Consider the following 26,788-nt stretch of genomic DNA (forward strand, 5'->3'; position numbering starts at 1 on the left):
GTGAGGGGCTGGCCTTTGTAAGGTTCGTTCTATTCGGGTATTCCCATCCTTAAAAAGTTAATAAGAGAGCAGGATTTTCAACGAGCCTTTTTTCTAATGCATTATTGAGCGACCGGATGAATAGGCTTTATATCAAGCCTGCCTCGTCAATTCGATGGAATAAAGTTATGTCATCGGCCAAGTCCTATGATCGCGATGAATTTTGATCACTCGTAAAAATCAAGGTAGAAATGAATCGTTCAACCATTTTCTTAAGCCATGCTGCACCGGAAGATAACGACTTCACTGATTGGTTGGCTGCAAAACTAACCCTAATGGGTTATACCGTTTGGCATGATCTTGGCCGTCTCAAAGGAGGAGATCTATTCTGGAGTAAGATCGAAGCAGCTATTCGGAATGACACCATTCGATTTGTTGCGATTGTCTCAGAGGTCTCGTATAAAAAGGACGGGGTTCGGAACGAATGGGCATTAGCGGCGACAATAGAAAAAACAATCCCAGGGTTTGTCATTCCAATTCGACTTGATGGATTCGACTTCAATCGGCTTCCCATCACCATCCATCAGAAAAATGTTATCGATTTTTGCTGCGGATGGCACCATGGATTAACACAATTACTAGATACGTTAAGTGAAGCCAATATTGCCAACAGCAATTCAGTAGACCCTGTGATGGCCAAAGGTTGGATGGTTCAGAGCGCAGACGATGCCATAGTAAAGACTGATCGTCCTGAAACACTTGAATCAAACTGGTTACCTATATTGTCTCTGCCATCCACAATGGAAACGGCGAAAATTCTCTTTTCAAGCCGTCAAATCCCGGTCACCTCAACCAATAGATTGTTGCCTTGGTTCGAATTGGGCGATCACATTATAGGATTTGCGCCAGGAGCCGCACTTGTAGAAATGTTCAAAGAGAGTGTTCCGCTGAGAGTGGTAACTGCAGTGGACACGGAGAGTTTTGTTAATGAAGGCACCATGTGGAATCACCAGCGGATAACTGTTGGTGATGCAAGAAATCGAGCCGCATATCTCATACGTCAAGCATGGGACCTAGCGATGGAAAGAACCGGATTAAGGCCTTACGAACTTTCGAATCATCGATTGATCTGGTATGTACCTACAGGGCTTATTCCTAAGGATAAGGTTGAGTTTATCGAGGCAAGCGGCAAGCGCCGCAAGAAGAAACTATGCGGAGAAAGCGAGAAGTTAAACGTAAACTGGCATTACGCTGTAAGTATGCGTCCAGTTTTCAATTCCCCTCGCAGGATAGAGCTTGGGGCACACATCGTTTTTACTGATATGGATGGTTGCCTTGTTCAATCTGTTGAAAGAATGCATAGGCTGCGGCGGCGTTTTTGCAAAAATTGGTGGAACGATCGCTGGCGAGGATTTCTTCGTGCATTCTTGGCCCTCGTTGCTCAAGGAGGGGACGCTATCCTGCTTCCTGTCGGAGGAGACCGTTCCATCCGTGTCGGCGCGTTTCCACTCACTTTTAATGCTTTAAATGGGCTTAGTGATGTGGTTGATCTCGCGGAAGACGACGATGTTGAATTGGACGAGAACGACGACTTGATTGAGTTACCGGAGGATGACGCCGTTTTCATTGACAAGATTCAGGAAATACATGAACGCTGATCGTATTTTGCAGTCGCTCGTCGAGCCGACCCTCGCGTTTGGTTATGGCCAACATATGGAGCATCCAAAAGACGGGTTGCTACTTTACGGGCCATATTCAAATCCATTCTTGGGTGGCAAGTTGCGAATCGGGTTGATCTCAACCCCAGAAGGCGCTACTCGATACGCTACGTGGGTCCGGCAGATTTCAAGAGCTATTTATCCCAAAAAGGCCGGAGACCCTAACCATACTGTATTTCCTGGATTCCAAGCGGTCTTCCAAACAGAATGGCCCGAGGTACCAACGGCTAAACTAGTGCTCGACGCCACTGAGCTTAATCATGCAATTTGTATGGAAGACCGCTACCAAGCTATTTATAAGGCAGTGTCGCTCTACGCAGATTCTATCGTTTCCTTCATTCGTGAACAGAGCGAAACGTCCATCGACCTCTGGATGTCGGTTGTCCCGGAAGAAATCTACCGATTAGGACGTCCTAAATCAAAAGTTACGAAGGAGGAACGACAACAATCCGAGATTCTGATGGATAAGAAAGCAGCAACTCGAATTTTTCGACAGCCATCCTTGTTTGACGATGATAATAAGAATGCAGAGATTTACCTTTACGAGCTGAACTTTCATAACCAGCTCAAAGCGCGGCTTTTACGACACAAAGTTGTGATACAAGTCGTTCGTGACACAACTCTCGCGCCCGGCGATTTCGAGAAGAGTAATGGTATGCCACTTCGCCAATTGCAAGATCCCGCGACGCTTGCATGGAATCTAGCGACAACAGCATTCTTCAAAGCTGGAGGTCAGCCGTGGAAATTAAGCACTCCGCGTCCCGGCGTCTGCTACGTGGGCATCGTGTTTAAAAAGGAAGCCCTTGGTGCTGACGAGAACAATGCGTGCTGCGGCGCGCAGATGTTTCTGGATTCGGGCGATGGCGTGGTCTTCCGTGGTGCAGTGGGACCATGGTATTCGCCATCTAATAAGCAATTTCATCTGACACGTGAGAAGGCTCGTGATTTAATGAATTTGATTGTTGGGTCTTATCGCCGCCTACATGATGGGCAATCTCCAACCGAGCTCTTTATCCACGGAAAGACTTGGTTTTCAGCTGAGGAATGGGATGGATTTCGAGAAACAGTACCAGAGAATTGCAAAGTTGTTTGTGTGCGTATCCAAGAAGACAGTTCATTAAAGCTTTTTCGTCGTGGGCAGACCAATATTCCACGCGGCTTTGCTTGGGCAATGTCCGAAAAAAAGGGTTATCTCTGGAGCAAAGGCTTCATACCTCGATTGCAGACCTACCCTGGCCGCGAAGTCCCTAATCCGCTGTCAATCGAAATCGTCAGAGGCGAAGCGAATATTAATGTCGTAATGAACGATGTGTTTGCACTGACTAAGCTTAACTACAATACCTGTATTTTTGGCGACGGCGTGCCAGTTACTTTACGGTTTGCCGATTCAATTGGAGAAATCCTGACGGCAGGTCCGATTCAAGAAAATTTACCGCCGCTTCCTTTCCGCTATTACATCTGAATACCGCGCCTGGTGTATGTAGGTCTTAGGAGGTCAATCGGATTGATCGCTCCTTAATTAGATCCAAAAAATTCTGAAGTCATCTCAGCTTTCACAATCTCTATTGCTGAGAAAGCGTTATGAATGACTTGATACCTTTGGGCATTCGAGCGTTACTGGTATTGCTGCAGCGATAGGGCTGCAGATAACCGGAGAATCCATGCCTAGTAAAGCCCCCCGATCTACCCGAATCATCCCACCGGCCCCACCCTCAAGTAACACATCAGCTCCCGTTCGCCGATCTGCCCGAACTGAAGATTCGAATCGATTGACCCCAAAACGATCAGCCCAAAAACGAGCGAGTCAAAAACGGCCAACTGCTGAGCCTCCTCGCAGTACAGGCTACCCTTCCGATCCAACTATTGGCGGCAGCGTCCAACAAAAACCTCTACAAAAAAGCCCGCAAAAACTCCGAACGGTTATCCCCGCAGCACCGCCCTCCATGGCATTCCAGGCTGACCCGTCCTTTCAAACCAGCCTACCGGGTCATAGCAGTCAAGTTATTCCTCTCAGCCAAACTGCTCACCCCAGCCAACCCATCACCGGCAGCAAACAATCCCGGTTGATTGAGCTACTGCATCAGCCTGCCGGAGCTAGCCTTGCTGATTTAATACAGGCCACCGGCTGGCAAGCTCATTCGGTGCGCGGCGTGATCTCAGGAGTATTGCGCAAACGGCTCGGCCTCGCTGTAATCTGCCAAGCCAATCAGGATGGCAAGCGGATCTACCGCATCAAGCCGGTAATGAATGGGGCTGAGACAGATAGTGCGGAGATGGCTAAATGATGGCTATCGGTAATTTGTTGGCTGAACTGGAAACACTGGACCGGGCAACCCTGCTGGAGCGCTGGCAATCTGCCTTTGGCCATGTTGCCCCCCGGCATATCCGCAGTGAAATGATGCAGCGCGCCCTGGGCTGGCATGTGCAGGTCCGAGCCTACGGTGGTTTGGATGGTGAGATGCGGCGCAAGCTGCGTCGTATCTCACCAGGATTAAAGCTTGCCAAGGGTACTCGCCTGATCCGCGTTTGGCAGGGAGTGAGCCATCAGGTTACGGTACTCGATGTTGGCTTTGCCTACGAAGGTAAAACCTGGCGCAGTCTTTCAGCCATTGCCAGAGCCATCACCGGCACTTCCTGGAACGGCAAAGTCTTCTTTGGGGTGACTGCATGAGCGATCACCTTTCGGGCTCTCAACACGGTTCCGCTTCTCGGCAAAGCTGCGCTTCCCGCACGGTTGCCTGCGCGGTCTACACCCGCAAATCCTCCGAGGAAGGACTAGAACAAAGCTTTAATTCCATCGATGCCCAGCAGGAAGCCTGTGAGGCTTATATCCAGAGCCAGCGGCATGAGGGATGGAAAGCGCTGGACACGACGTATGACGACGGAGGTTTCTCGGGCGGCAATATGGAACGTCCTGGTTTACAGCAACTCATGCGTGATATCGCCGCTAGGAAGATTCGCGTGGTGGTGGTATACAAGGTAGACCGCCTTACCCGCTCTCTTGCCGACTTCGCGAAGATGGTGGAATTGTTCGATTTTCATGAGGTATCTTTCGTCTCGGTCACCCAGCAATTCAATACCACCACGTCCATGGGAAGGTTGACCCTGAATGTTCTGCTGTCGTTTGCGCAATTTGAGCGCGAAGTCACCGGTGAACGCATCCGCGACAAGATTGCGGCGTCCAAGGCAAAAGGGATGTGGATGGGCGGTAGTCCGCCGATGGGCTATATCCCCAGAGACCGCAGTCTGGTGATCGATGAGGATGCCGCCCGGCTAGTAACAGATATCTTCAATCTGTATTTGATACTCGGCTGTGTGAGCAGCTTGAAACTTGAGGTAGACCGGCGGGGGTTAATGACGCCAGCCCGTATTAGTCAGCGATCAGGGCAAAGCGGCAACCGGCCCTTTAGCCGCGGTCACCTCTACCGGATTCTGTCCAATCCGATCTATATCGGACAGATTGCCCATAAGGATAAGACCTATCCGGGGCAGCATGCGCCGATCATTGACCGGACGGTGTGGGATGCGGTACAGGCAAAGCTGACGGACAACCGGCAGGGAAATAAATTGCGCGGCAAAGCCAAATCCCCCAGTCTGCTTGCCGGACTGGTTTGGGATGAACACGGGAATCGCCTGACTCCCAGCCACAGCAAGAAGGGCAGCCGCCGTTACCGCTATTATGTCGCTGAATGTCTAATTCAGAATAGCCGGGATCAGGCAGCCGGTGCACTAAGGATACCGGCTCATGAGCTGGAACAGGCAGTGATTCACAGTTTGATAGAATTCCTACGAAAGGATACGGATATCCTGAGCCTATTGGATGAATGGCGTATCACCGATGCTCATCAGGTTCATGCCATTCTGCGCCGGGCGCATAGACTGGCAAAGCAGCTCGAAGCTCCTGAATCGATAACCGCTAGCCCTAAGCAGGCCAATGATGGGAAAGTCATCCCCGGCAATCGAACTCATAGTCAAGAATTAGCTACCTTCGGTCATGAACAATTATCTGTCTTCCCGGAATCAGCATCCCGCAGATCACCTTCTGTCAGAACTGTCTCCATGGAGTCTGTGCCCCTCGGCAATGCTGCGCTTATCCAGCTGCTGCAGGCTCTGGTACAAAAAATTATTGTCGGTGTTGATCATCTGCAGATAAGTGTCCGATCGAATGTGATTTTGTATGACGAAGAGGAGAATTCAGATTGGTCGAGTTTGGATCGGCCGAGCGAAGTTCCGGTCGTGTGCGGCGATGCAGGATCAGATATTACGCATGTCTACGCAGGTATAGACGCATTGGGCCAGCACGAAGGAGAGACGCATCACCCTACCCAAACGAGAGAATCCAGACCGAGCTTACTGACAGGCTCATCCGAGAACGATCAGGATATGCACACACTCATCCTGCCAGTAAAGCTCAAGCGCACCGGCTTGGCCATGCGGCTGATTGTGCCGGGGCAGGGGATTCATCGGGCGCCCGACCCGCGGCTGGTGCAATTGCTAATCAGAGCCTATGACTGGTTCGACCGGCTAAGATCGGGCAAGGCCAAAAGTATGCTGGCGATTGCGAATGAGGAGGAAATCACCAGCTCTTATGTTACGCGAGTGATCTATCTGGCATTCCTGGCGCCTGATATCGTTAAGGCGATATTGCAGGGGCAGCAGCCTGATACGCTGAGCCCGGATTCCCTGATGCGTTGCGTGCCGCTGCCTATCGATTGGAGTGAGCAGAGAAAGCTGTTAGGGTTCGTTTCCTGAGATCCCGTTTAATTCCAGCTTTCCCTCAGCCCCTCGGTTCTATATTAATCCGTTACTATCGATCGGACACCTTAATAACCGGCCATCGTTACGCAGCCGATTCATACCGATATCAGTCTGAGAGTTATCACGAAATATAAATCGGAGACATGATCGAAGATGATGCCGTGGCACTTCCTTCCACGCGAACCATTTCCGTGCGACGACTGCCAAGTGGCAAGTCAGTACGACATTCTCACCTGATGCTTGGTTAAAAAACTATTACGAATTAGCTGCACACTGAGAATGCTCGGGAATGCAGCCCTAAATAAGGGAATTATCGAGACTGAGAAAAAAATAGAGAATGATATATGGCGTCCAGCGCGCGTACGTACGGCGCCGTTCCTGATAAAAACTTATTATTCAATATTGCTAAGACTTAGTGGCGGAGAGAGAGGGATTCGAACCCTCGGTACGGTTGAAGCCGTACGCACGCTTTCCAGGCGTGTACCTTAAACCACTCGGCCATCTCTCCTGCTGAAGGAATTCCCCACCGGGAACCGGCAGGGCGCAAAGGATAAACCAGAACGAGGTTTCCGGCAACTTTTCCGGTACTATAGTGGAAAACCGCCAGCTCATCCGTTCGTTCAGGACGGAGTGTCTGGAAGTTCTATAATTTAAACCAGAAACAGGACGTAGTTATGCAAATCAAATCCCGTATTCGCACCATCGCGCATTATCCTCATGAAGGTATCATGTTTCGGGATATCACTACGTTGCTGAAGGACCCGGTAGGGTTGCGTGCGACCATTCAGGAAATTGCCGGCCGCCATAAAAACACGAAGATTGACAAGGTTGCGGGTATCGAATCGCGGGGGTTCATCATAGGCGCACCGGTTGCTTACGAGCTTGCTGTAGGCTTTGTGCCTGTGCGAAAAAAGGGCAAGTTGCCTGCCGAAACATGCGGACGGGATTATCAATTGGAGTATGGCGCAGATCGCATCGAAATTCATGTGGATGCAATCCAGAAAGGGGATCGGGTGTTGCTGGTGGATGACCTTATCGCCACTGGGGGAACGGCAGAGGCTGCTGCCGCGTTGATACGGGAAATGGGGGCTGAGGTGGTGGAGTGTTGCTTTGTCATTGATCTGCCGGATATTGGGGGAAGATCGCGGTTGGAGAACCAGGGGCTCAAGGTATTTGCGCTATGCGAATTTGAGGGGGATTGATTTTCGTATGACGTATTGCTGAAAAGCTTTTTTTGTTGGGTTACGCTTTGCTAACCCAACCTACCGATACCATTTGGCTGGAAGGGGGATTGATCTTCAGGTGGTGCCATGCGCTTCGCTTATTGCACCTTACGCTTCAGGCTCGTGCTTTTAAATCCTAGAAGCGGAAATTGTACTGGACATAGAAGAGGTCCGGTGAAACGCGGGGCGCTTGCGCTTTCAGGAAGTCGCCGGCAAACAGTTTCGAATATCCCAGGAGCACGTCCTCGTACCGGTTGACGTGGATATTGAAGCGGAAGTCGATCTCGTCGCCGACATAGCTGCCTGACTGGCCTGTCGCATCACGCAGGGTGGCGGCGCCTGCGGCGTTGTACAGAAAATCGCGCTTATTCGCCAGATAGAAGCGGTGATACTGGGTTGTGAAAGTAGCCCAGGGTTGGGGATGAAGATTGATCTGCGCGTTGAAGTCGTGGATATTCTGCCTGCCCACGCGATCGATCCAGCCCAGGTAATAATTCCCGAAAGGAAAAAGCTGGTTGAAGGTATTGCGACTGCCGTCGGTAAGATTATTGTCGCCTGAAGCGAAATCGTAGCGGAGCCAGAACTGCGGGTTCATGGGCGCACCTTTGAAGTGGTAGCCAGCCCCGGAGGCAACAGCAAAGGCCGAGATATCCTGGTTTGAGTACTGGCCAAACTGATACATGCCTTCGAGTTCGTACAGGAACTGGTTGTAGTCGCCAGCCAGACGGCTGCCGAGCGTATGCACGATCGCATCGCCTCTCACATTATTCCTGCCGACGGCCAAGTTCCGGTTGTCATCGAGGCTCAAAAAATAAAAATCGGCCAGCTGGCCTTTCATGGGCTTGTACGTTCCCCACAGGCCAAAGAATTCACGCTTTTCATCCCAGTTATCGAACCTGCCCATTTCGGTATTCATCGGACGAACCCAGAACGCGTCCAGGTCGAAGGTAGGGGTGCGCCAGAATCCTTTGACACCCTGGAAGGTGCGTCGCGTATTGACCCAATCGAGAGTGGAGATAAGCCTTTGAGAGCCATAGAGGAGCTCCTGTCGGCCGACGCGAATATAAGCCGGGCCGTCCCTGGTACTGGCAATCTTGATATCGGCGAAAAGATTCAGCATGTCCGTGTGATTGACATCGGTAGGGAGCGGCGTCAACCCTTGACCGAAGGTGCGCGCATCCAGAAACTCGGCAAACAGCCGGACCCGGTCCTGATACCAGAGGTCGGCGTGAAATCGGCTGCGTATCAAATGGTAGTTATCGTTTGTGGTGCTCAACCGGGCATCGGATTCCCGCGCGTATCGATACCAGAAGTTGCCACCGAAAGACAAAAGGAAGTCATCCCCGATGTGGATGCGCTTGATGGGGTCGAAAATATCCTTTTCATGCTCCGGCTTTTCCAGGTAGCGGAAATCGATATCAAAAGCGGGCGTGGTCATGAGCGCATAGGGAGCATAGGGAGAAACAGGCGAAGTCTGACGCTGATTCCCGCTGACATGATCCCAAAGCGAGTAGTAACCCGGCCCTGATGGCGCTACAGTAAACATTCCCGGCCGTGACGGAGCTGTCACGGGAGGAACTTTCGACCAGTCGAATCGGGCTCTGTTCTGAGGTGTCTCGGGGGCTGAAGTTTCATGGGTAGGCGGCGCCACGGTGGTGCTGCCGGCTGGAGCGGGATCTGCCGCCAGGGCCTGCGATACCAGACACAGCATCCCCGCGCATATGCAGGATTCTAAAAACGATCCGGATTTGCGTATTGCAGGTGCGGTAGAATATTTATTCGGCTCGGCGGCCTGGATAGCTCGAGAAACTGGGCAAACGGGCGGGTACATGGCGGAAGTCTCTACGAACCTTCAGGTACAAAAAATTGGCCGCGACTATAGCAGAGTCAGGGCAAATTTTAAACCACTGAACAATGGATCCTGTTTGCCCTATTTGTTCATCAATCCAGTTTAACCACGAGGAGGATCAGAACCATGGCCGAATCCGCCATTCAAGACCGTGCTGCCGGCGCCATCATGGGCGCCTTTATCGGAGACGCCCTGGGCCTTGGTCCCCACTGGTACTATGACCTGGAGGAGCTTCGCCGCGACTACGGCGATTGGATCACAACTTATACCGACCCCAAACCGGGCCGGTACCATGAGGGTCTCAAGGCAGGCCAATTGTCTCAGGCAGGCATTATTCTCAGGCTCATGCTCCGTTCGCTCGTCGAGCGAGGCGCCTATGACGAAGCGGATTTTTGCAGGCGCATGGATGAAGAGCTGTTTCCTTTGCTGGATGGCACTCCTGCGAACGGACCTGGCGGATATACAAGCCAATCCATCCGCAATGCCTGGCGCAAGCGCGTCCAGCAGAAACTGCCATGGGGACAGACGGGGGGGCATGCCGATACTACCGAAGCCATCGAACGCACGCTCGCCATAGCTGTCCGCTATGCGACTCAACCCCACGAGTTGGCGACAGCTATTTCCAATAACGCCCGCCTTACCCAGATCGACGATACCGTGCTTTCGATGACGGTTGCTTACGGGGCGGTGCTGAGCCTTTTGGTGCAGGGGCACGAGCTGGACAAAGACCTGTCGGACAAGCTGATGCACTTGGTGAAGACGGGCGAACTCCCTTTTCATGCGGTAACGCATTCAGATCTGCAACCGCCGCGCCCCGGCGACCCGGACCCGCCGCTCGCCGGGCGGTTCGCATCGCCTGACGCCCTGTTGACACCTTCGTATGTTGCTACCGCCGCCACGGACCCGGGGATTCCGATAGAGCCCGCGTGGAAGGTGTCCCTCGTATACGGCATGCCTTGCGCCATCTATCACCAGCTCCCCGCAGCCTACTATCTCGCCGCCCGCTTCCCTCAAGACTTCGAATCGGCCGTGCTGCACGCCGTGAATGGAGGAGGGCAAAATCAGGCGCGCGCCATTTTGACGGGGGCGCTAGCCGGAGCCCAGGCCGGGCTGTCGGGCATTCCCCAGCGCTTCCTCGACGGCCTGGAAGAAGGCGAAACGCTCAGAAAGCTTGCAATGGACCTGGCCGCGCAAGTAGGCATGCCTGCGGACCGGGGAGAGTAAAAATGCAGTAATTCGGAAAACGATCCGGGAGGTACGCCAGGAGTGTGTGACGCGGCGTTTGATATGCTCCTTAGCGGTAGAATTTTCCTTCACGTTCCGGTTGATAGACGATTTCCACTATCCGCACCTTGATCGTGCCTCCGCCCGGACGGGGCCACTCTATTTCATCACCTGTGGAAAGGCCAAGGAGGGCGCTGCCAACCGGTGCGAGAATGGAAATTTTTTCGCCAGTGCCATCGACATCTTTCGGGTAGACCAGAGTCAGACAGAAGTCTTCGCCCGATGCATCAATGCTGAACCGGACAGTCGAATTCATCGTTACCACGGTGGGGGGTATTTGCTCGGGCTCGACAATTTCCGCGCGGTCGAGCTCGGCGCGCAGGTCCGCGCTGCCAGGGAAGGCATTGGCGGGGAGGGATTCAAGCAAGGCCTCAAGCCGCTCCAGGTCTTGGGAGGTCAGTACAATTTGGGGTCTGCTATTCATTTCAGCCTCGTTTCAAGTTCAATCAATTTACAGCCAGGGGAAGAGTATCGCCGAGAGTCAAACGGGAGAAACCCGCGGAGGTTCGCGTCGAGGTCATGTATTGCGATTGGATTTCACGCTGGACCGTTAGACTCCACTAGTGCGCGGTGCCGTGCATGCGCATAGCGGGTCGCATCGGTAGAGCTGCGTCCCAAATCCGGTTAATCCGATTTGGAACGGAAGCGTACGATTCTACACCAAATGGCATCAATATTCCTCCGGTGCCACGTGGACATTACACATCATTTGCGTCACTTCTGGCCGTTGACCCGTCCTTGTGTTGAGCGTAGAGTCGATTAACGGAGTCGGATTCAGTGAGCAGCATAAATTCATGTTTGTTTATAGAGGAGCGATAGCCAATATGCAATCCCCAACAATGGTAAATCCCACCTTATTGGATCCGGTAAACCCGGCTATTGAAAAATATATGCGCAGCCTGGCGGGTCCAACCGATCACCCGGTGCTGACTGACATGGAAGCCGTAGCTGCAAAGAACAATTTTCCTATCGTGGGACGGTTGGTCGGTATGTTTCTTCATACATTGGCAAAGACGATCAATGCCGAGCGCATATTCGAGTTTGGCAGCGGTTACGGTTATTCCGCCTATTGGTTCGCGAAAGCGGCGGGCCCGAACGGGCGCGTGATTTGCACCGATGGCGATCCTCTCAATAAGGGAAAGGCCGAGCAATATCTGAAGTCTGCAAACTTATCGGAACGGGTCGATTTCCACGTGGGAATGGCGCAGGATATATTTTTGCAGACCGAAGGGCTGTTCGACATTTGTTACAACGATGCCGACAAGGGGGATTATCCGCAAATCTGGCAGATGGCCAAGGGGCGGATCCGCCCCGGGGGTTTGTATATCGCTGATAATGTGCTTTGGCACGGAAGAGTGGCGGCGGAACATTATGTCGATATCGTTCCCGGGTGGACGGAATCGATTCTTGAGCACAACAGGCTCATTTTTAATGACTCCGAATTTGACTCTTTCATCAATCCTACGCGCGATGGTGTCGTCGTGGCGCGCAAGAAGACCGAATGATCGCATTGTTCGTAGAAAGAAAAATTGATATTGTTTTTTCGGATGAGGGGTGTAAAATTTGTTTTCGGCAATAGTACTTCGGTTGTATGAGTTTTGACTCCTTACCTTGCTTGAAGAGGGCGAAACGATACAATTGATGTAGGTGAAACTAGGGTTCCGGTCTTTCCCCATGGGATGAGAGATGTCTGGTCCGAGAGTTTCCGGCTTCGTCATGACGAGGCTCCACGGAGGGATAAAAGCCCGGGAGATAATGTAGTCAAATACATTGGCTCCTGGAATTTAACCCGCTCGTAAAAGGAGACTTGATCATGCGCTTCTCGCCCGTATTTTTTCCCTTTTTGCAACAATCGATAGTGCCTGCGCGCCTTCGATCTCTTCGAATGGCGCCCTTGCCATCCCGACCAGGCTCGCGTCTTATCAACCGGGCAGCGCCCGTCAGCCGGGCAGAGCCGACGCATGCAACTCGAAAGGTATGCCATGCCGATGAGAGAAAGTAGGAATACTTTTTCGTCCGCTACGGCAAGCGCGCCTGCCGCCTCTGCGGATAAGCTCCACCGCAGCATGAGCGTCTGGAACAGCTTCACCCTCGGTTTTGCTGTTGTTTCGCCGGTAGTCGGGCTATACGCCATCATTAGCGTGCAAACTGTCGTGACAGGAGGCGGCTGGTTTTCAGCGCTGGCTACCTGCCTGGTGATGCAATTGCTCGTCGCAACCGTCTACGCAGAGCTGTCTTCCCAATTCCCGATTGCAGGGGGTGCTTATAAATGGGCTCGCCAGCTTGGCGGTGTTTCCGCCGGGCAGTTTGCGGGTGTTATCTACGTCAGCTCCACTATCGCCATGCTGACTACCACCGCCTATACCGGAGGCGTCTGGCTTTCCATTTTTTTTGGAGCGGCGAGTCAAAGCGGGCATGTGCTGGTGATATGGGGCGCCATCTTTCTGTTGCTGTGCGCTTTGCTCAACCTCGCCCATATCAATATCTTCAAGCTGGTAATCACCTTGGGCGTATACGCAGAGGTGGTTGGATCGCTCGGCGTGGCGTTGCTATTGTTCTTGTTCTTCCGGCAGCATTCTTTTTCCGAGTTGTTCCAGCATCTGGGCACAGGCACTGCGCCCAGCGAGACTGCGGCGTTCCTGGCGGCGCTGGCCATTGCCGGCTGGGCGTTCATCGGCTTTGACGCCTGCTCCACCATCGCTGAAGAAACCCATGAACCAAAGCGAATGGTTCCACGAGCAATCTTTTTTTCCCTATGCGTTGTCGGTTCCGTAGTGCTCTTCAATTCTGCCGCGCTGACGCTGGCTTTCGACCGCGATATTCTGCTGACCGCCAGCGCCACCTCGGATCCCATCACGCCGGTGATAGCCAGCAGTTTTGGAGATTGGGCAGAGAAGCCCTTCCTGGGCATTGTCATGGTCGCGTTCCTGGCGTGCGGGGCATCGGTCGTGAAATATACCTCGCGTATCGTCTATTCAATGGCTCGGGAAGGCCACATGCCCGCTGTGCTAAGCAGGCTGGCGGCTGACAAGACGCCGCGCAATGCAGTTTTATGCACCGTATCGCTGGCAGGTCTTGGGTTGCTGTTCGGGTTGAATGATGGAGCGGTCGCCACTGTAATTGCCTTTGGCACAGGCGGTCTCTACGCAATGTTTTCCATGACCACCGGAGTTGGTTTGTATACCCGCCTTACCGGACGCTGGAACCCGGCGCTGGGCGAATTGAAACTGGGCGCATGGGGTTTGGTGATCAATGTGGTGGCGTTTGCCTGGTCGGTATTTGAACTTGTCAATATCGCCTGGCCGCGTCCTTATGCCACAGCTCACGGCGCGCCCTGGTGGCAGCTCTGGGCCGTGCCCCTGGTGCTGGGCACCATCGTGGGCACTACCGCCCTGTACATTCTGGTCAATAAAATTCGAAGAAGGATTGCATCAAAAAGTTTGGCGTGACAGCGAAGCAATATCTTTCTGCCCGGTCTCAATTCAACTGAATGACTTATCGCGATGAGGAGAACAAACATGAACCAACCGGATGCATGTATATGGGAACAACACATCCCGGGCGGATGCCACTGGTCTGGCATAGTGCGCCGGGGAACGACGGTGCGCCTGATGGATGTGGCGGGCGGTGCGAATGCCGCGGTACTGTTTTTCAATCAGGAGGAAAAACTGGAACGCTACAACATGGCCGATACGCTCAAGTCGCAGCATACCTTCCGCCTCACCAGGGGACATGCCTGCCATTCGGACATGGGACGCATTTTCTGCTGCATTACGGAAGATACCGCAGGCTGGAACGACACAGTATGCGGCGTGAGCGATGCTGCCTTGATACGCCAGAAATATGGGGTAGGGCGATACCAGGAGCTTCGTAACGAGATGTTTCGCAGCGGACTGGATGGCATGCTGATCGAATTGGCCAAGTGGGGCTTGGGCATGCGCGACGTAGTATCCAATATCAATTTCTTCAGCAAAGTGACCGCCGATTCATCGGGAGAGCTAAAGTTTCATCCAGGCAACAGCAAAGCGGGAGATCATGTGGATCTGAGTTTCGAGATGGATACGCTGATGGTGCTTTCCGCCGCACCACATCCTCTTGATCCCACAAAGACCTATCAGCCCGGCGCAGTCAATCTGGCCGCTTTTATGACGCCATCCTCAACAGTCGAGGAATGCACGCACATTCCGGAGAATCTGCGTGCATTGCAAAATACTCACAGTTTATATGCCTGTCATGGAGGTGCCGCATGAGCACCAGGCATTTTGTCGAAAGCCAGCTCGATCCCGAGCTTGCGGTGGTTGACGAGATTTGTGCAGCGGGCGAACCCTGGGTCAGGCTGGTGAACGAAGGGCAGGTGTTCCGCATCGTCGATCTTGAGGGTAATCAGGCTGTCGATACGCTGTTTTACAACGCGAACCATTTGATGGAGCGATATAGCGCAACCGATACCGTTCGCCGCCAGAAGATGCTTTATCTGACCACCGGCAGCAAGCTGTACTCCAATTACGGCAATGTCATGCTCACCATCGTGGCGGATACATGCGGTCGACATGACACGATAGGCGGGGCCTGCGCGGCGGAAAGCAATACAGTGCGGTATGCGCTGGAAAAATTTTCGATGCATAGCTGCCGTGACAACTTCCTGCACGCGCTGACGCATGAACCGGCATGTGAGCATCTTGGCATGAGCAAGCGCGATCTGCCCAGCAACATCAATTTTTTCATGAATGTACCCGTGTCGGAAGATGGCGGCCTGGAGTTTGTGGACGGGGTGTCCGCGCCAGGCAAATACGTGGAGATGAAAGCCGAAATGGATGTGGTGGTTCTGATTTCGAACTGCCCGCAGTTGAATAATCCGTGCAATGCCTACAACCCGACGCCTATCCGCCTGCTGGTCTGGGATAACCCTGAGGATATGACAGCAGATTAGTTCGTGCTGCGTAAAAGAGCGGGCTCGAAATTCATGAACAGGAAATAGACATGTTTGAAAAAGTACTGATAGCCAATCGGGGTGCCATCGCCTGCCGCATCATCCGCACCCTGCGCCGCATGGGCGTGAGAAGCGTGGCCGTTTATACTGATGCCGATGCGCTATCGCGGCATGTGATTGAGGCCGACGAGGCGTATTGCATAGGCAGCGGAGTCGCGGCGGAAAGCTACCTGCGTGCCGACAAGATCCTGGAGGTCGCCGTGCATACAGGCGCGAAAGCGATTCATCCAGGGTATGGCTTCCTTAGCGAGCAGGCTGAATTTGCCGAGGAATGCGCGGCACAAGGCATTTGCTTCATTGGCCCCAGCCCGCAGCAGATGCGCGCTTTCGGCCTGAAGCATACGGCGCGCGAACTGGCTCTGGAGAATAAGGTGCCGCTGCTGCCGGGAACAGGTTTGCTTGAAAACATGGAAGATGGACTTCACCAGGCAGCGCACATCGGTTATCCGGTCATGCTGAAAAGCACGGCGGGAGGTGGCGGTATCGGCATGCGCTTGTGCTGGAACAGGGAAGAGTTAAGCGCGGCCTACGAATCGGTGAAGTACCTGGCGCAAAACAACTTCAGGGATGCGGGTCTGTTTCTGGAAAAATATGTCGAGAATGCGCGCCATATCGAAGTGCAAATTTTCGGCGATGGAAAGGGCAGCGTTATTGCGCTGGGTGAACGCGACTGCTCGATGCAGCGCCGCAACCAGAAGGTGATTGAAGAAACCCCTGCGCCCAACCTGCCCCCTCACTTGCGTCAGGCACTGTTGGGTGCCGCCGTTCGGTTAGGCAAGGCGGCCTGCTATCAGTCCGCCGGTACGGTGGAGTACATTTTCGACGCATCCACCGGCGAATTCTATTTCCTGGAAGTGAATACACGCCTTCAGGTCGAGCATGGCGTAACGGAAGAAGTGACCGGAATTGACCTGGTTGAATGGATGGTGCGGCAAGCGGCCGGGGACCTGCCGCCGCTGGAATCGTTCAATATTCAGCCGTCCGGCGCCTCGATTCAGGTGCGCGTATACGCCGAGAATCCGGCCCGGGATTTTCAGCCGTCCTGCGGCCCGCTCACCGCAGCGGAATTTCCTCCGCCGTCCATGGCGCGGGTGGAGACCTGGGTGGAGCGCGGCGTCGAGGTTTCCCCTTTTTACGACCCCATGCTGGCAAAAATAATCGTGCATGCGAACGACCGGGATCAGGCTATTGCCAGGCTTCTGGCCGCATTGGATGCAACGGTGCTGCAGGGTGTCGAAACCAACTCAGGCTATCTTGAACAGATTCTGGGTGGGGAAATGTTTCGGGGTGGCTTTCATACGACGAACTTCCTGAACGGTTTTCATTATATTGCCCATACCATCGATGTAGTCAGTCCGGGTGTACAGACCACTGTGCAGGATTATCCTGGGCGGACCGGTTACTGGAGCGTAGGCGTCCCGCCATCGGGACCAATGGATGGCCTTGCGTTTCGCCTGGCCAATCGCCTGGTTGATAATGCCGGCGACAAGGCCGGGCTCGAGATCACTTTCACCGGACCGACGCTGCGCTTCAATTGCGACAGCGTTATTGCGGTGTGTGGCGCATCCATGGATGTGCGGCTTGATGGCGAGCCTCTGGCGTATTGGAGATCCCATCCGGTCAAAGCGGGCGCGCTGCTGCAGTTCGGTAAACTCACCGATTATGGCTGCCGCGCCTACCTTGCGGTTAGAGGCGGGATTCAGGTCCCTGATTATCTGGGCAGCAAATCCACTTTCACCCTCGGCCAGTTCGGCGGGCACGCCGGACGCACTCTCGTAACGGGCGACGTGCTGCATATCGTGGCTGCGAAGGATGGCCAGGACGTTCGCACTACCCGCACCCGGCGCACGCTGCCGGAGGAACTGATTCCGCATTACAGCGATAAGTGGGAAATCGGGGTGCTGTACGGGCCGCACGGCGCACCGGATTTTTTTACCGAAGAAGATATCCAGACCCTCTTCGCCATCGAATGGAAAGTGCACTACAACTCAAGCCGAAGCGGTGTGCGCCTGATTGGCCCCAAGCCTCGTTGGGCACGCCCCGACGGTGGCGAAGCCGGTTTGCACCCATCCAACATCCACGATAACGCATATGCCCTCGGCACGGTGGACTTCACGGGCGACATGCCGGTGATACTGGGCCCGGACGGTCCCAGTCTGGGCGGCTTCGTCTGTCCGGTCACCATCGTGCAGGCCGAATTATGGAAAATCGGTCAACTCAAGCCGGGCGATAGCGTGCGTTTTTGCCGGATGTCCATGGAGCATGCACTTGAGCTGGAAAAACTGCAGGATTCAACGCTGAGGCATCTCCGGGTTCCGAAAGTGATTCCCGCCATACCTGATCCAGGGAGAGCGGCAACCGCAACTCCTGTCCTCCACTTCATTCCGCAATGCGACAGCCAGGTTCAGGTGGTGTACCGACAGGCAGGCGACAAGAACCTGCTGGTCGAGTACGGACCGCTTGAACTCGATCTCAATTTGCGTTTCCGGGCCCACGCGCTCATGGATTGGCTTGGGAAAGAGTCCGGGCAAGCTGCCGGAGCAGAGGGCGCAGTGGGAACAGGGCAGATGAAAGGTATCCTGGATCTGACGCCAGGCATCCGCTCCTTGCAGATTCATTTCGACTCGCGCGTGTTGTCACGTGACAAGCTGCTGGATATTTTGATTGCTGCTGAAAAGAAGCTGCCGGATATCGAGCACATGGAGGTTCCCACCCGCATCGTGCATCTCCCATTGTCGTGGGATGACGGGGCGACACGGCTGGCGATCGAGAAATACATGCAGTCCGTACGCAGCGACGCGCCGTGGTGCCCGAGCAACATCGAGTTCATTCGCCGGATCAATGGGGTGCGCAGTATCGATGACGTGCAGCGTATTCTATTCGAGGCGAGCTACCTTGTGATGGGGCTGGGCGACGTATATTTGGGAGCGCCGGTGGCCACGCCGGTGGATCCCCGTCACCGCCTGGTTACCACCAAGTACAACCCCGCGCGCACCTGGACGCCAGAGAATGCGGTCGGCATAGGTGGAGCGTATTTGTGCATTTATGGCATGGAAGGTCCGGGAGGGTACCAATTTGTCGGGCGCACCGTACAGATGTGGAACCGTTATCGCCAGACAGCCGATTTCAAGGAGGGCAAACCCTGGTTGTTGCGTTTCTTCGATCAGATACGTTTTTATCCCGTTAGCGAAAGCGAACTGCTCAAGCTGCGCAGGGACTTTATTGCCGGGCACTTCAAGCTTCGCGTCGAGGAAACCACGTTCAGCTTGAAGCAATACAATACGTTTTTGCAAGAGAACTGGGTGGAAATCAGTGCCTTCAAAGCCAGGCAACAGGCTGCCTTTGAAGCCGAGCGCGACCGCTGGGAGGCTGAAGGCAAGGCAGAGTACGTGAGCGAGATCGCCCTTGAGGAAGCGGATGCGCAGAGTGAACTGGACCTGCCGGAAGGGGCACAAGCTGTTAGCGCGCACGTAACCGGAACGGTATGGAAGCTGCTGATCGAGGAAGGGCAGCGTGTCGAAACGGGCAGACCCATTGTGGTAATCGAATCCATGAAAATGGAATTTGCGGTGGACGCACCGGTCAATGGCACGATACGACGGTTCTTCTGCAAGGAAGGAATGCCCATATCCGCCGGACAGGTGCTGCTTATCATTCAGGAAGAGTGAGTATGAACAAGCTGCTCCCGGCAGAAAGCCTGGGTGATATTCCATCTTTGCTCCAGCGCTATGCGAGCGGCGAGCTGACTCCCAGCTTGATGGTGCAGAAGGTGCATGCACTGATCCAGGATGATCCCGGCAATGTATGGATACACAAATTGCCGCTCGAAACATTGAAGGGCTACGCTTTTGCGGCGGAGACCAGGAACAAAAGCGGGGTAGAACTGCCGCTGTATGGTATTCCCTTTGCCATAAAGGATAATATCGACCTCGCCGGGATACCGACGACGGCGGCGTGCCCGGCGTTTGCCTATACGCCGCAACACCATGCAATGGTAGTGCAGAGATTGATCGATGCGGGTGCGATTCCCATCGGCAAGACCAACCTCGATCAGTTCGCCACGGGGCTGAACGGTACCCGCTCCCCTTACGGGGCTTGCCGCAACGCGTTCAATCCGGAATACATTTCCGGTGGGTCGAGCTCCGGTTCGGCGGTGGCGCTTGCAAAAGGTCTGGTTTGCTTCAGCCTGGGAACCGATACTGCAGGTTCCGGCAGGGTTCCCGCAGCATTCAATAATCTGATCGGGTATAAGCCAACCAGGGGCTCGCTTTCTACGCGTGGCGTGGTTCCCGCGTGCCGATCGCTGGATTGCGTTTCAATCTTTGCATTGACGGCCGCCGATGCTGAACGGATTCTTGAAGTAACGACCGGTTATGACGCCGAAGATATTTATTCGCGCCGGGGAGAGGGGTATGGCAAGGATTCGGCCGTGCCATGCTTGCCCGAGCAAAATTTTCGCTTCGGTGTGCCGCGCAATCAGCAATTGCAATTTTTCGGCAATCAAGAGAGTGAGCGCTTATTTACCGAGGCCGTGGCAAAGCTGCAGGCCTTGGGTGGCGAAGCGGTCGAGATAGACTTTGCCCCCTTTCTGGAAGCAGCGCGCCTGCTGTATGAAGGCCCCTGGGTAGCCGAACGTTATGCGGCGATTCAACAGTTCTTCGACCTGCATGGCGATCAAGTGATTGCTCCCGTGCGTGAGATAATCGGCGGCGCAAAACGCTACTCGGCTGCTGACGCTTACAACGGTTTATACCGCTTGCGCGCGCTCAAGCGTGAGACGGACCGCGCGTGGACTGAAACCGATTGCATGCTGACGCCAACCGCCGGAACTCTCTATACCGTAGAGGCAATGCAACAAGACCCCATCCGCCTGAATGCCAATCTTGGTTACTACACAAATTTCATGAATCTTCTCGATTATGCAGCGGTCGCGGTCCCAGCCGGATTCCAGAAGGATGGATTGCCCTTCGGCATAACGCTCGCGGGACCTGCCCGGCAGGATCAACCGCTGTTGCGTCTCGCCGGACGTATCCAGCAGGCGTACGGCTTACCTCTCGGCGCTACCGGCATTCCCCTGCAAAAAGAAAAAGAAGGTTCGCCGGGAAAGCCTTTTCACGGCTCATCACAGGTACTGCAGCCGGGTCAATCCTCTGGTCAGATACGTGTAGCGGTTTGTGGCGCGCATTTGTCCGGCCTGCCGTTGAACGGACAGCTGACCAGCCGAAGGGGGAGATTGGTGGCGAGCACCACAACGTCGCCCGATTATAGACTCTACGCCTTGCCAGGAGATCCCCCGAAGCGTCCCGGATTGATACGGGTGGACAGGGATGAGCAAGGGGCCGCGATCGAAGTCGAGCTTTGGGAATTGCCAGTGGGTGAATTCGGCAGCTTTGTCGCCGGCATACCTGCGCCCCTGGGTATCGGCACCATTACGCTGGAGAACGGCGAAGCGGTCCAAAGTTTTTTATGTGAGCGCTATGCAGTAGCGGATGCCGAGGATATCAGCCGATTTGGAGGTTGGCGCGGCTACCTGCGACAGCTGCGCAATTCATAGTTGAACCTCGATCCCGGTAGCTGAAGCTACGCGACGTTCCCGAGGTATTTTTTGACCTGCAGGTTAACCTGCCCCTGCTGCAAATCCGCATAATATTCTCGGTCGCGATACGGCCGATATAATTTCTCGGGTTGCTTTTCGACAAGCGCGGACAATGGAAGGCAGTCTTTATGCCATACTCACTCTTCGTTCCAGGATATGTTTCCGTTTGCAGCGGAAATGGGTTGAATCTGGATCACCCCAAAGGCTTGCATTGGTAAAGTATCAGCATAACAGTCCTATAATTACCAGGTCCGACCATCACTTGCAGTTGGTAAGCAAAGACCGATTGTGGTTATCCCTGGCTGGTTTTAAAACTGAATCCGCTATTTGTCAGTGCGAACCGCATTAAGCTATTGAACTCGATCACAAAACGCCAGATGAATATCATTAAACTATCTTTCAGAATGCTCCGTCGTGACTGGCGGGCAGGCGAGCTGCGCGTACTGGCGTTTGCGCTCATCATCGCAGTAGGTGGAATGACCACGGTGGGATTTTTTGCCGACCGGGTGCAATTGGCGCTTTCCCGCCAGGGCAACCAGTTGCTTGGCGCAGACCTGATAATCTTTTCCGATCATCCGCTGGCCCCGAGCTACGCCGATGAAGCCAAGCGGCTGGGACTGGCCGTTTCCTCTGCGCTTAAATTCCCCAGTATGGCGGCGAAGGGCGAGTTCAGTTTGCTGACCGAGATCAAGGCAGTTACCGAAGGTTATCCCTTGCGGGGAGAGCTGCGAATCAGCGAGGATTTCGGTAGCATATCGCCCAAGACCAACCGGATTGCCAACGCGATACCGCCTCCCGGCTCGGCATGGGTGGATGAGAAGCTCATGGTGCGCCTCAACCTTTCGAAGGGCGATACGATAGAAGTGGGTGCGGCAGATCTTGTCGTCAACGCAGTGATCACGCAGGAGCCGGATTATTCCATTGGCTTCCTTAACCTGAGGCCGCGCGTGCTGATCAACGCGGCAGACCTGCCATCAACCGGGCTCGTGCAGGAAGGCAGCCGGATCAGCTACCGCCTGCTGGTTGCCGGTGATTCCGGCGACGTGGAGAGTTTTCGTGAATGGGCCCAATCGCGGCTGATGCTTGGAGAAAGAATTGAGGGCATTCGCGACGCCCGTCCTGAAATCAAGGCGGCGCTGGAGCGGGCGGAAAAATTTCTCAGTCTTACGGCCCTGGCCAGCGTAGTGCTGGCGGCGGCCGCGGCAGCCCTTGCCGTGCGCCGCTTCACTCAGCGTCATCTCGATGGTTGCGCGGTAATGCGATGTCTGGGAGCAAGCCAGGGAGCGATGCTGCGCCTGTACCTGTATCATTTCCTTACGCTGGGGCTGATTGCCAGCGGGCTCGGCTGCCTGCTCGGTTTTGCCGCACAGGAAGCGCTGGCCTTTTTTCTTTCCGGACTCGTGGAAGCGGAATTGCCGTGGCCCAGTATATGGCCTGCAGTGCATGGGTTGCTGACCGGCATGGTGTTATTGCTTGGCTTTGCGTTGCCGCCCTTGCTCAATTTGCGAAAAGTGCCCGCGCTGCGTGTACTGCGGCGGGATATCGGGACGCCAAACTCCTTTAGTATTACGGGCTACGCGCTTGGGCTGATCGCGTTATCGGCACTTTTTTTATGGAAAGCGGGCGATGTCAGGCTGGGCGCATCCGCCATAGGAGGGTTCGTTGCAGCAATAGCAGTTTTCGGTTTGCTGGGATTTTTTTTGCTGAAAGCGCTATCACACATGCGCAGTCAGACAGCGGGAGCGTGGCGCTATGGATTGGCAAGCATCCGGCGGCGGGCAACCTCCAGCGTGGTGCAGGCAGTGGCGCTGGGATTGGGCCTGATGGCGCTGCTCGCGCTGACCCTCATCCGGGATGATTTGCTGCAAAATTGGCGCACCAGCCTGCCGCCGGACGCACCCAACCATTTTTTGATAAATATCCAGGAAGACCAACTGCGGCCCCTGGCGGCGTTTTTCAGTGAGCACGACATGGAGCGGCCGCCCGTATTTCCCATGGTGCGGGGACGTTTGACAGAGATCAATGGCGAGCCTATCGCATCGGAGGAGTTTACCGATCTGCGCGCAAAGCGATTGGTGGAGCGCGAGTTCAATCTATCCTGGGCGGACGAACTACAGAGCGACAATCAGATTGTGAAAGGCCGCTGGTGGAAAAGCGGGGAGAGAGGGAAAGCGGAGCTGTCGCTGGAGGATGATATTGCGAAGACAATCGGCATCAAAGTTGGCGACACGCTGACCTACGATATCGCGGGCAGCGATTTTTCCGCCGAGGTGACCAGTCTGCGAAAGGTAAACTGGGATTCGTTCCGGGTCAACTTTTTTGTGGTTACGCCGCCAGGGGTACTGGAGGATTATCCGGCTAGCTACATAACCAGTTTCCATCTGCCGCCCGAGCAGATAGAAGTGACGAATCAATTGATCAAAGCCTTTCCCAACCTGCTTGTGCTGGACGTGGCGAACATTATCAGCCAGGTGCAGAAGGTGATTGAGCAAGTGACCAAAGCGGTCGAATTCGTTTTCCTGTTCACATTACTGGCGGGATTGGTGGTGTTGTATGCCGCAATTGTCTCTACCCAGGATGAGCGTATTCACGAGGCTGCCATCTTCCGGACCCTCGGAGCAAATCGCAGGCAACTGGCGCGCGCCTGGGCTGCGGAATTTGCCATACTCGGCGGGCTCTCCGGGCTTTTCGCTGCGGCAGGGGCAAATGCGCTCGGCTATGTCATCGGCGAGTTTGCGTTGAATCTGTCTTACACTTTCAACCCCTGGATATGGCTTACCGGTTTACTGTCGGGAGTCGTGGGCGTGACTGTGGCAGGGCTGATGGGTACTCGCTCGGCGCTTTCAACACCCCCCCTTATGACGTTGCGCAAGGTTTGATGAAATTTACTCCAATTTTACCGGTTCCTTTTTGATCGGGTAGGCCGCTGAATGTGCCGGCGCATTGCTCATCTCGATATGGATGCTTTCTATGCATCGGTCGAACTGCTTCGTTATCCGGAACTGCGTAAATTACCGGTCGTGATTGGCGGGAGGAGCGACAACCAACCGGTCGTGCTCAAAGACGGCAACCGGCACTTTACGCGGCTGCGGGATTATGCAGGCCGGGGTGTCATAACCACGGCTACTTACGAAGCTCGCGTTTTTGGCGTTTCCTCGGGGATGGGACTGATGAAAGCCGCACAACTGGCGCCAAACGCCATTTTGCTGCCGGCCGACTTTCAGGCTTACCGCCACTATTCACGGCTGTTTAAAGCCGCGGTGGCGGATATTGCGCCACAAATCGAAGACTGCGGCATTGATGAGATCTACATAGACCTGACTACTCTGCCCGGAGATGTCCTTGCAATTGCTCAGCGCATCAAGCAAGCGGTGTGGGAGAGTACCGGGCTCTCCTGTTCCATCGGGGTGGCGCCCAACAAGCTGTTGTCGAAAATCTGCTCGGATCTTGAAAAACCGGATGGCCTCACCCTTATGGGTCTGGCTGATATACCGGCCCGAATCTGGCCTCTCCCTGCAAAAAAAATCAATGGAATCGGACCTAAACTGAACCAGAAGCTGGCGGCGCTTGGCATCACTACTATCGCAGAACTTGCACGGGCCGACGCGGGACACCTGCGGATACATTTCGGCCAGGGCTACAGTCGCTGGCTCAAGGAAGTTTCTCATGGCGTGGACGAGCGCCCGGTTATAACGAACGCGGAACCCAAATCCATCAGTCGAGAAACCACTTTCGAGCGCAACCTTCATGCTCGCCACGATCGCCCCGTTCTCTCGGAAATTTTCACGGCGCTATGTAAAGATCTGGCAAAAGACCTCCAGCGCAGGGGTTACACGGCACGTACCATCGGTATCAAGTTGCGCTACGAGGACTTTCGCACCATAACCCGCGATATTACGTTATCCTTTCCTGCCGGTGATGCCGCCGCTATCCGCCGTGCGGCTGAAGAATGCCTTCGCCGGGTTCCGCTGAAGCGAAAATTGCGATTGCTGGGCGTGCGCGCCAGTTCATTATCCACGAGTGGCATTTCACAGAGCGCCAGCGAGATGCGCCAAGGCGAACTATCGCTGCTTGTGTAAACGCGGAATAAGTTTTCTGCCTTGAGCCGAGCTGAAGGTAAACAATCCCTAAGTCGCACGAAATGTTACATTGCGTACACGCGATTCATTCTGCTCGCCATGACAACAACAAAAACACGGGTCCGTCTTGTAATCGTTATCGTGATTCTTGCGGTGCTGGGCTACGCAATCTGGTTGTGGACACGCCCTCAACCCATAGAAGTCACGCTCGCCACTATTACACGCGGCACGGTGGAAGCCACCGTGGTGAATACGCGGGCAGGGACCATTACCGCTTGCCGCCGTGCCAAGCTTGCACCGGCGGCGGGGGGACAAATCGTCAAGCTTTTGGTGAAAGAAGGAGACCGTGTAGAAGAGGGGCAGGTACTGCTGGAACTGTGGAATGTCGAGCTTGCCGCGCAGCGCGATCTGGCGCACCGGCAACTCACCATAGCCGAAGAACGACGCCATGAAGCCTGTGTTATCGCGGATAATTCGCGCCGTGAAGCCGAGCGCGCCCGGCAACTTGCCGACAGAGGTTTTGTCAGCCCTCAGGGCATGGAGAATGCGGATGCGGAAGCACGCGCCCGGCAAGCCGGTTGCGACGCCACCGAGGCGGATGTGAGAGCTGCGAAGGCGCAAGTCCGTGTGACGCAAGCCGGGCTGGAGCGTACGGTATTGACCGCGCCGTTTCCCGGCATCGTGGCGCTTGTCACCGGTGAGCTTGGGGAATACGCCACACCCTCGCCACCCGGCATCCCAACGCCACCTGCGGTTGATCTGATAGACGACACTTGCCTGTACGTTACTGCGCCAATGGATGAAGTCGACGCTCCCCGACTCAAAACCGGGCAATTCGCGCGCATCACGCTGGATGCACTCCCCGGCGAGATCTTTGACGGGAAGGTGCGGCGTATCGCTCCCTACGTTACCGAGGTGGAGAAGCAGGCGCGCACCGTCGATGTCGAAGTGGATTTCAAGGAGGTGCCAAAACATTCGCTATTGGTGGGGTATAGCGCTGATGTCGAGGTTGTCATCAAGCGGAGCGACGATGTGTTGCGGGTGCCGACACAGGCAATACGGCAAAACGGCAAGGTACTGGCAGTGGATGAGGAAAATCGGTTGGTCGAACGCATCCCGGAGATAGGCCTTGCCAACTGGGCGTTTACCGAAGTTATCAGTGGCTTGAAGGAGGGCGAGAGGGTTCTGTTGTCATCCGATGAGGAGGACGTGAAAGCCGGGGTGAAAGTCAAGGAGCAAGCTGCCGAGCCATGATCGTGCAACCCTGCATCGATCTGCCTGTTACTTATTTTAAAATTAATGCCCAAGACAA

At 54.5% G+C, this 26,788-nt stretch carries 17 protein-coding genes, 1 tRNA gene, 1 pseudogene and 1 riboswitch; of the genes and pseudogenes, 16 read left to right on the forward strand and 3 right to left on the reverse strand.

The window, feature by feature from the left end:
- Window positions 1-230 precede the first annotated feature (230 nt).
- The 5 genes from BMZ14_RS00600 to BMZ14_RS00620 all read left to right on the forward strand — a co-directional run bounded on the left by BMZ14_RS00600 (window position 231) and on the right by BMZ14_RS00620 (window position 6,449).
- Window positions 231-1,637 (forward strand): toll/interleukin-1 receptor domain-containing protein, encoded by a 1,407-nt coding sequence (locus BMZ14_RS00600; protein WP_074793583.1) that lies wholly within the window; start codon window positions 231-233, stop codon window positions 1,635-1,637.
- On the forward strand, window positions 1,627-3,159 hold the full coding sequence (locus tag BMZ14_RS00605; protein ID WP_074793585.1) for an argonaute/piwi family protein: 1,533 nt from the start codon (window positions 1,627-1,629) through the stop codon (window positions 3,157-3,159). Before BMZ14_RS00600 ends, BMZ14_RS00605 begins: the two co-directional genes overlap by 11 nt.
- Before the next feature lie 481 nt (window positions 3,160-3,640).
- Window positions 3,641-3,982 (forward strand): DUF3489 domain-containing protein, encoded by a 342-nt coding sequence (locus BMZ14_RS14580; protein WP_083396565.1) that lies wholly within the window; start codon window positions 3,641-3,643, stop codon window positions 3,980-3,982.
- A complete protein-coding gene (locus BMZ14_RS00615) occupies window positions 3,979-4,368 on the forward strand; it encodes a DUF2924 domain-containing protein (protein WP_074793587.1) in 390 nt (129 codons plus the stop codon). Before BMZ14_RS14580 ends, BMZ14_RS00615 begins: the two co-directional genes overlap by 4 nt.
- Window positions 4,365-6,449 (forward strand): recombinase family protein, encoded by a 2,085-nt coding sequence (locus BMZ14_RS00620; protein ID WP_074793588.1) that lies wholly within the window; start codon window positions 4,365-4,367, stop codon window positions 6,447-6,449. The genes BMZ14_RS00615 and BMZ14_RS00620 overlap by 4 nt, the downstream gene beginning before the upstream one ends.
- A gap of 422 nt (window positions 6,450-6,871) precedes the next feature.
- Here BMZ14_RS00620 and BMZ14_RS00625 read toward each other — a convergent pair.
- Window positions 6,872-6,963 (reverse strand) — tRNA-Ser (locus BMZ14_RS00625).
- Window positions 6,964-7,126: 163 nt separating this feature from the next.
- Between BMZ14_RS00625 and BMZ14_RS00630 the strand changes: the two are divergent.
- Window positions 7,127-7,657, forward strand: a pseudogene (locus tag BMZ14_RS00630) (adenine phosphoribosyltransferase); the annotation flags it as partial.
- Between the two features lie 157 nt (window positions 7,658-7,814).
- On the opposite strand, the gene BMZ14_RS00635 reads toward BMZ14_RS00630, so the two are convergent.
- Window positions 7,815-9,389 (reverse strand): alginate export family protein, encoded by a 1,575-nt coding sequence (locus BMZ14_RS00635; protein WP_256208275.1) that lies wholly within the window; start codon window positions 9,387-9,389, stop codon window positions 7,815-7,817.
- A 264-nt stretch (window positions 9,390-9,653) separates the two neighbouring features.
- On the opposite strand from BMZ14_RS00635, the gene BMZ14_RS00640 reads away from it, so the two are divergent.
- Window positions 9,654-10,751 (forward strand): ADP-ribosylglycohydrolase family protein, encoded by a 1,098-nt coding sequence (locus BMZ14_RS00640; RefSeq protein ID WP_074793593.1) that lies wholly within the window; start codon window positions 9,654-9,656, stop codon window positions 10,749-10,751.
- A gap of 70 nt (window positions 10,752-10,821) precedes the next feature.
- Here the strand turns inward: BMZ14_RS00640 and rnk are convergent, their stop codons facing one another.
- Window positions 10,822-11,235 (reverse strand): nucleoside diphosphate kinase regulator, encoded by a 414-nt coding sequence (gene rnk, locus BMZ14_RS00645; RefSeq protein WP_074793595.1) that lies wholly within the window; start codon window positions 11,233-11,235, stop codon window positions 10,822-10,824.
- Between the two features lie 400 nt (window positions 11,236-11,635).
- On the opposite strand from rnk, the gene BMZ14_RS00650 reads away from it, so the two are divergent.
- The 9 genes from BMZ14_RS00650 (at window position 11,636) to BMZ14_RS00690 (ending at window position 26,730) form a co-directional block, all read left to right on the forward strand.
- Entirely contained in the window at window positions 11,636-12,316 is a 681-nt protein-coding gene (locus BMZ14_RS00650) for an O-methyltransferase (protein ID WP_074795380.1), read from the forward strand.
- A 137-nt stretch (window positions 12,317-12,453) separates the two neighbouring features.
- A riboswitch (guanidine-I (ykkC/yxkD leader) is annotated at window positions 12,454-12,565 on the forward strand.
- A gap of 228 nt (window positions 12,566-12,793) precedes the next feature.
- The gene (locus tag BMZ14_RS00655; RefSeq protein WP_074795382.1) at window positions 12,794-14,260 is read left to right on the forward strand and encodes an APC family permease; all 1,467 of its coding nucleotides are present in this window, start codon (window positions 12,794-12,796) and stop codon (window positions 14,258-14,260) included.
- Between the two features lie 69 nt (window positions 14,261-14,329).
- The gene (locus BMZ14_RS00660) at window positions 14,330-15,061 is read left to right on the forward strand and encodes an urea amidolyase associated protein UAAP1 (RefSeq protein WP_074793597.1); all 732 of its coding nucleotides are present in this window, start codon (window positions 14,330-14,332) and stop codon (window positions 15,059-15,061) included.
- Window positions 15,058-15,741 carry an urea amidolyase associated protein UAAP2 gene (locus tag BMZ14_RS00665; RefSeq protein WP_074793599.1) on the forward strand — a complete coding sequence of 228 codons (684 nt, stop codon included), beginning with the start codon at window positions 15,058-15,060 and terminating at the stop codon, window positions 15,739-15,741. Before BMZ14_RS00660 ends, BMZ14_RS00665 begins: the two co-directional genes overlap by 4 nt.
- A 50-nt stretch (window positions 15,742-15,791) precedes the next feature.
- Window positions 15,792-19,469 carry an urea carboxylase gene (uca, locus tag BMZ14_RS00670; protein WP_074793601.1) on the forward strand — a complete coding sequence of 1,226 codons (3,678 nt, stop codon included), beginning with the start codon at window positions 15,792-15,794 and terminating at the stop codon, window positions 19,467-19,469.
- A gap of 2 nt (window positions 19,470-19,471) precedes the next feature.
- Entirely contained in the window at window positions 19,472-21,355 is a 1,884-nt protein-coding gene (gene atzF / locus BMZ14_RS00675; RefSeq protein WP_074793603.1) for an allophanate hydrolase, read from the forward strand.
- Between the two features lie 419 nt (window positions 21,356-21,774).
- Window positions 21,775-24,276 carry an ABC transporter permease gene (locus BMZ14_RS00680; protein ID WP_074793605.1) on the forward strand — a complete coding sequence of 834 codons (2,502 nt, stop codon included), beginning with the start codon at window positions 21,775-21,777 and terminating at the stop codon, window positions 24,274-24,276.
- A 51-nt stretch (window positions 24,277-24,327) separates the two neighbouring features.
- A complete protein-coding gene (dinB, locus tag BMZ14_RS00685; protein ID WP_074793607.1) occupies window positions 24,328-25,476 on the forward strand; it encodes a DNA polymerase IV in 1,149 nt (382 codons plus the stop codon).
- Between the two features lie 99 nt (window positions 25,477-25,575).
- A complete protein-coding gene (locus tag BMZ14_RS00690; RefSeq protein ID WP_074793609.1) occupies window positions 25,576-26,730 on the forward strand; it encodes an efflux RND transporter periplasmic adaptor subunit in 1,155 nt (384 codons plus the stop codon).
- The last annotated feature ends 58 nt before the right edge of the window (window positions 26,731-26,788 follow it).

Source organism: Nitrosospira briensis (genome assembly GCF_900115125.1).
In the GTDB taxonomy this organism is placed as follows: Bacteria; Pseudomonadota; Gammaproteobacteria; order Burkholderiales; family Nitrosomonadaceae; genus Nitrosospira; species Nitrosospira briensis_A.

Bases quoted from the DNA above. Each gene is read 5' to 3' on its own strand.
- uca (WP_074793601.1), top strand. From the start codon at position 15,792: ATGTTTGAAAAAGTACTGATAGCCAATCGGGGTGCCATCGCCTGCCGC.
- BMZ14_RS00600 (WP_074793583.1), top strand. From the start codon at position 231: ATGAATCGTTCAACCATTTTCTTAAGCCATGCTGCACCGGAAGATAAC.
- BMZ14_RS00605 (WP_074793585.1), top strand. From the start codon at position 1,627: ATGAACGCTGATCGTATTTTGCAGTCGCTCGTCGAGCCGACCCTCGCG.
- dinB (WP_074793607.1), top strand. From the start codon at position 24,328: ATGTGCCGGCGCATTGCTCATCTCGATATGGATGCTTTCTATGCATCG.
- BMZ14_RS00650 (WP_074795380.1), top strand. From the start codon at position 11,636: ATGCAATCCCCAACAATGGTAAATCCCACCTTATTGGATCCGGTAAAC.
- BMZ14_RS00665 (WP_074793599.1), top strand. From the start codon at position 15,058: ATGAGCACCAGGCATTTTGTCGAAAGCCAGCTCGATCCCGAGCTTGCG.
- BMZ14_RS14580 (WP_083396565.1), top strand. From the start codon at position 3,641: ATGGCATTCCAGGCTGACCCGTCCTTTCAAACCAGCCTACCGGGTCAT.
- BMZ14_RS00620 (WP_074793588.1), top strand. From the start codon at position 4,365: ATGAGCGATCACCTTTCGGGCTCTCAACACGGTTCCGCTTCTCGGCAA.
- BMZ14_RS00640 (WP_074793593.1), top strand. From the start codon at position 9,654: ATGGCCGAATCCGCCATTCAAGACCGTGCTGCCGGCGCCATCATGGGC.
- BMZ14_RS00660 (WP_074793597.1), top strand. From the start codon at position 14,330: ATGAACCAACCGGATGCATGTATATGGGAACAACACATCCCGGGCGGA.
- BMZ14_RS00635 (WP_256208275.1), bottom strand. From the start codon at position 9,389: ATGCTGTGTCTGGTATCGCAGGCCCTGGCGGCAGATCCCGCTCCAGCC.
- BMZ14_RS00690 (WP_074793609.1), top strand. From the start codon at position 25,576: ATGACAACAACAAAAACACGGGTCCGTCTTGTAATCGTTATCGTGATT.
- BMZ14_RS00655 (WP_074795382.1), top strand. From the start codon at position 12,794: ATGCCGATGAGAGAAAGTAGGAATACTTTTTCGTCCGCTACGGCAAGC.
- BMZ14_RS00680 (WP_074793605.1), top strand. From the start codon at position 21,775: ATGAATATCATTAAACTATCTTTCAGAATGCTCCGTCGTGACTGGCGG.
- BMZ14_RS00615 (WP_074793587.1), top strand. From the start codon at position 3,979: ATGATGGCTATCGGTAATTTGTTGGCTGAACTGGAAACACTGGACCGG.
- atzF (WP_074793603.1), top strand. From the start codon at position 19,472: ATGAACAAGCTGCTCCCGGCAGAAAGCCTGGGTGATATTCCATCTTTG.
- rnk (WP_074793595.1), bottom strand. From the start codon at position 11,235: ATGAATAGCAGACCCCAAATTGTACTGACCTCCCAAGACCTGGAGCGG.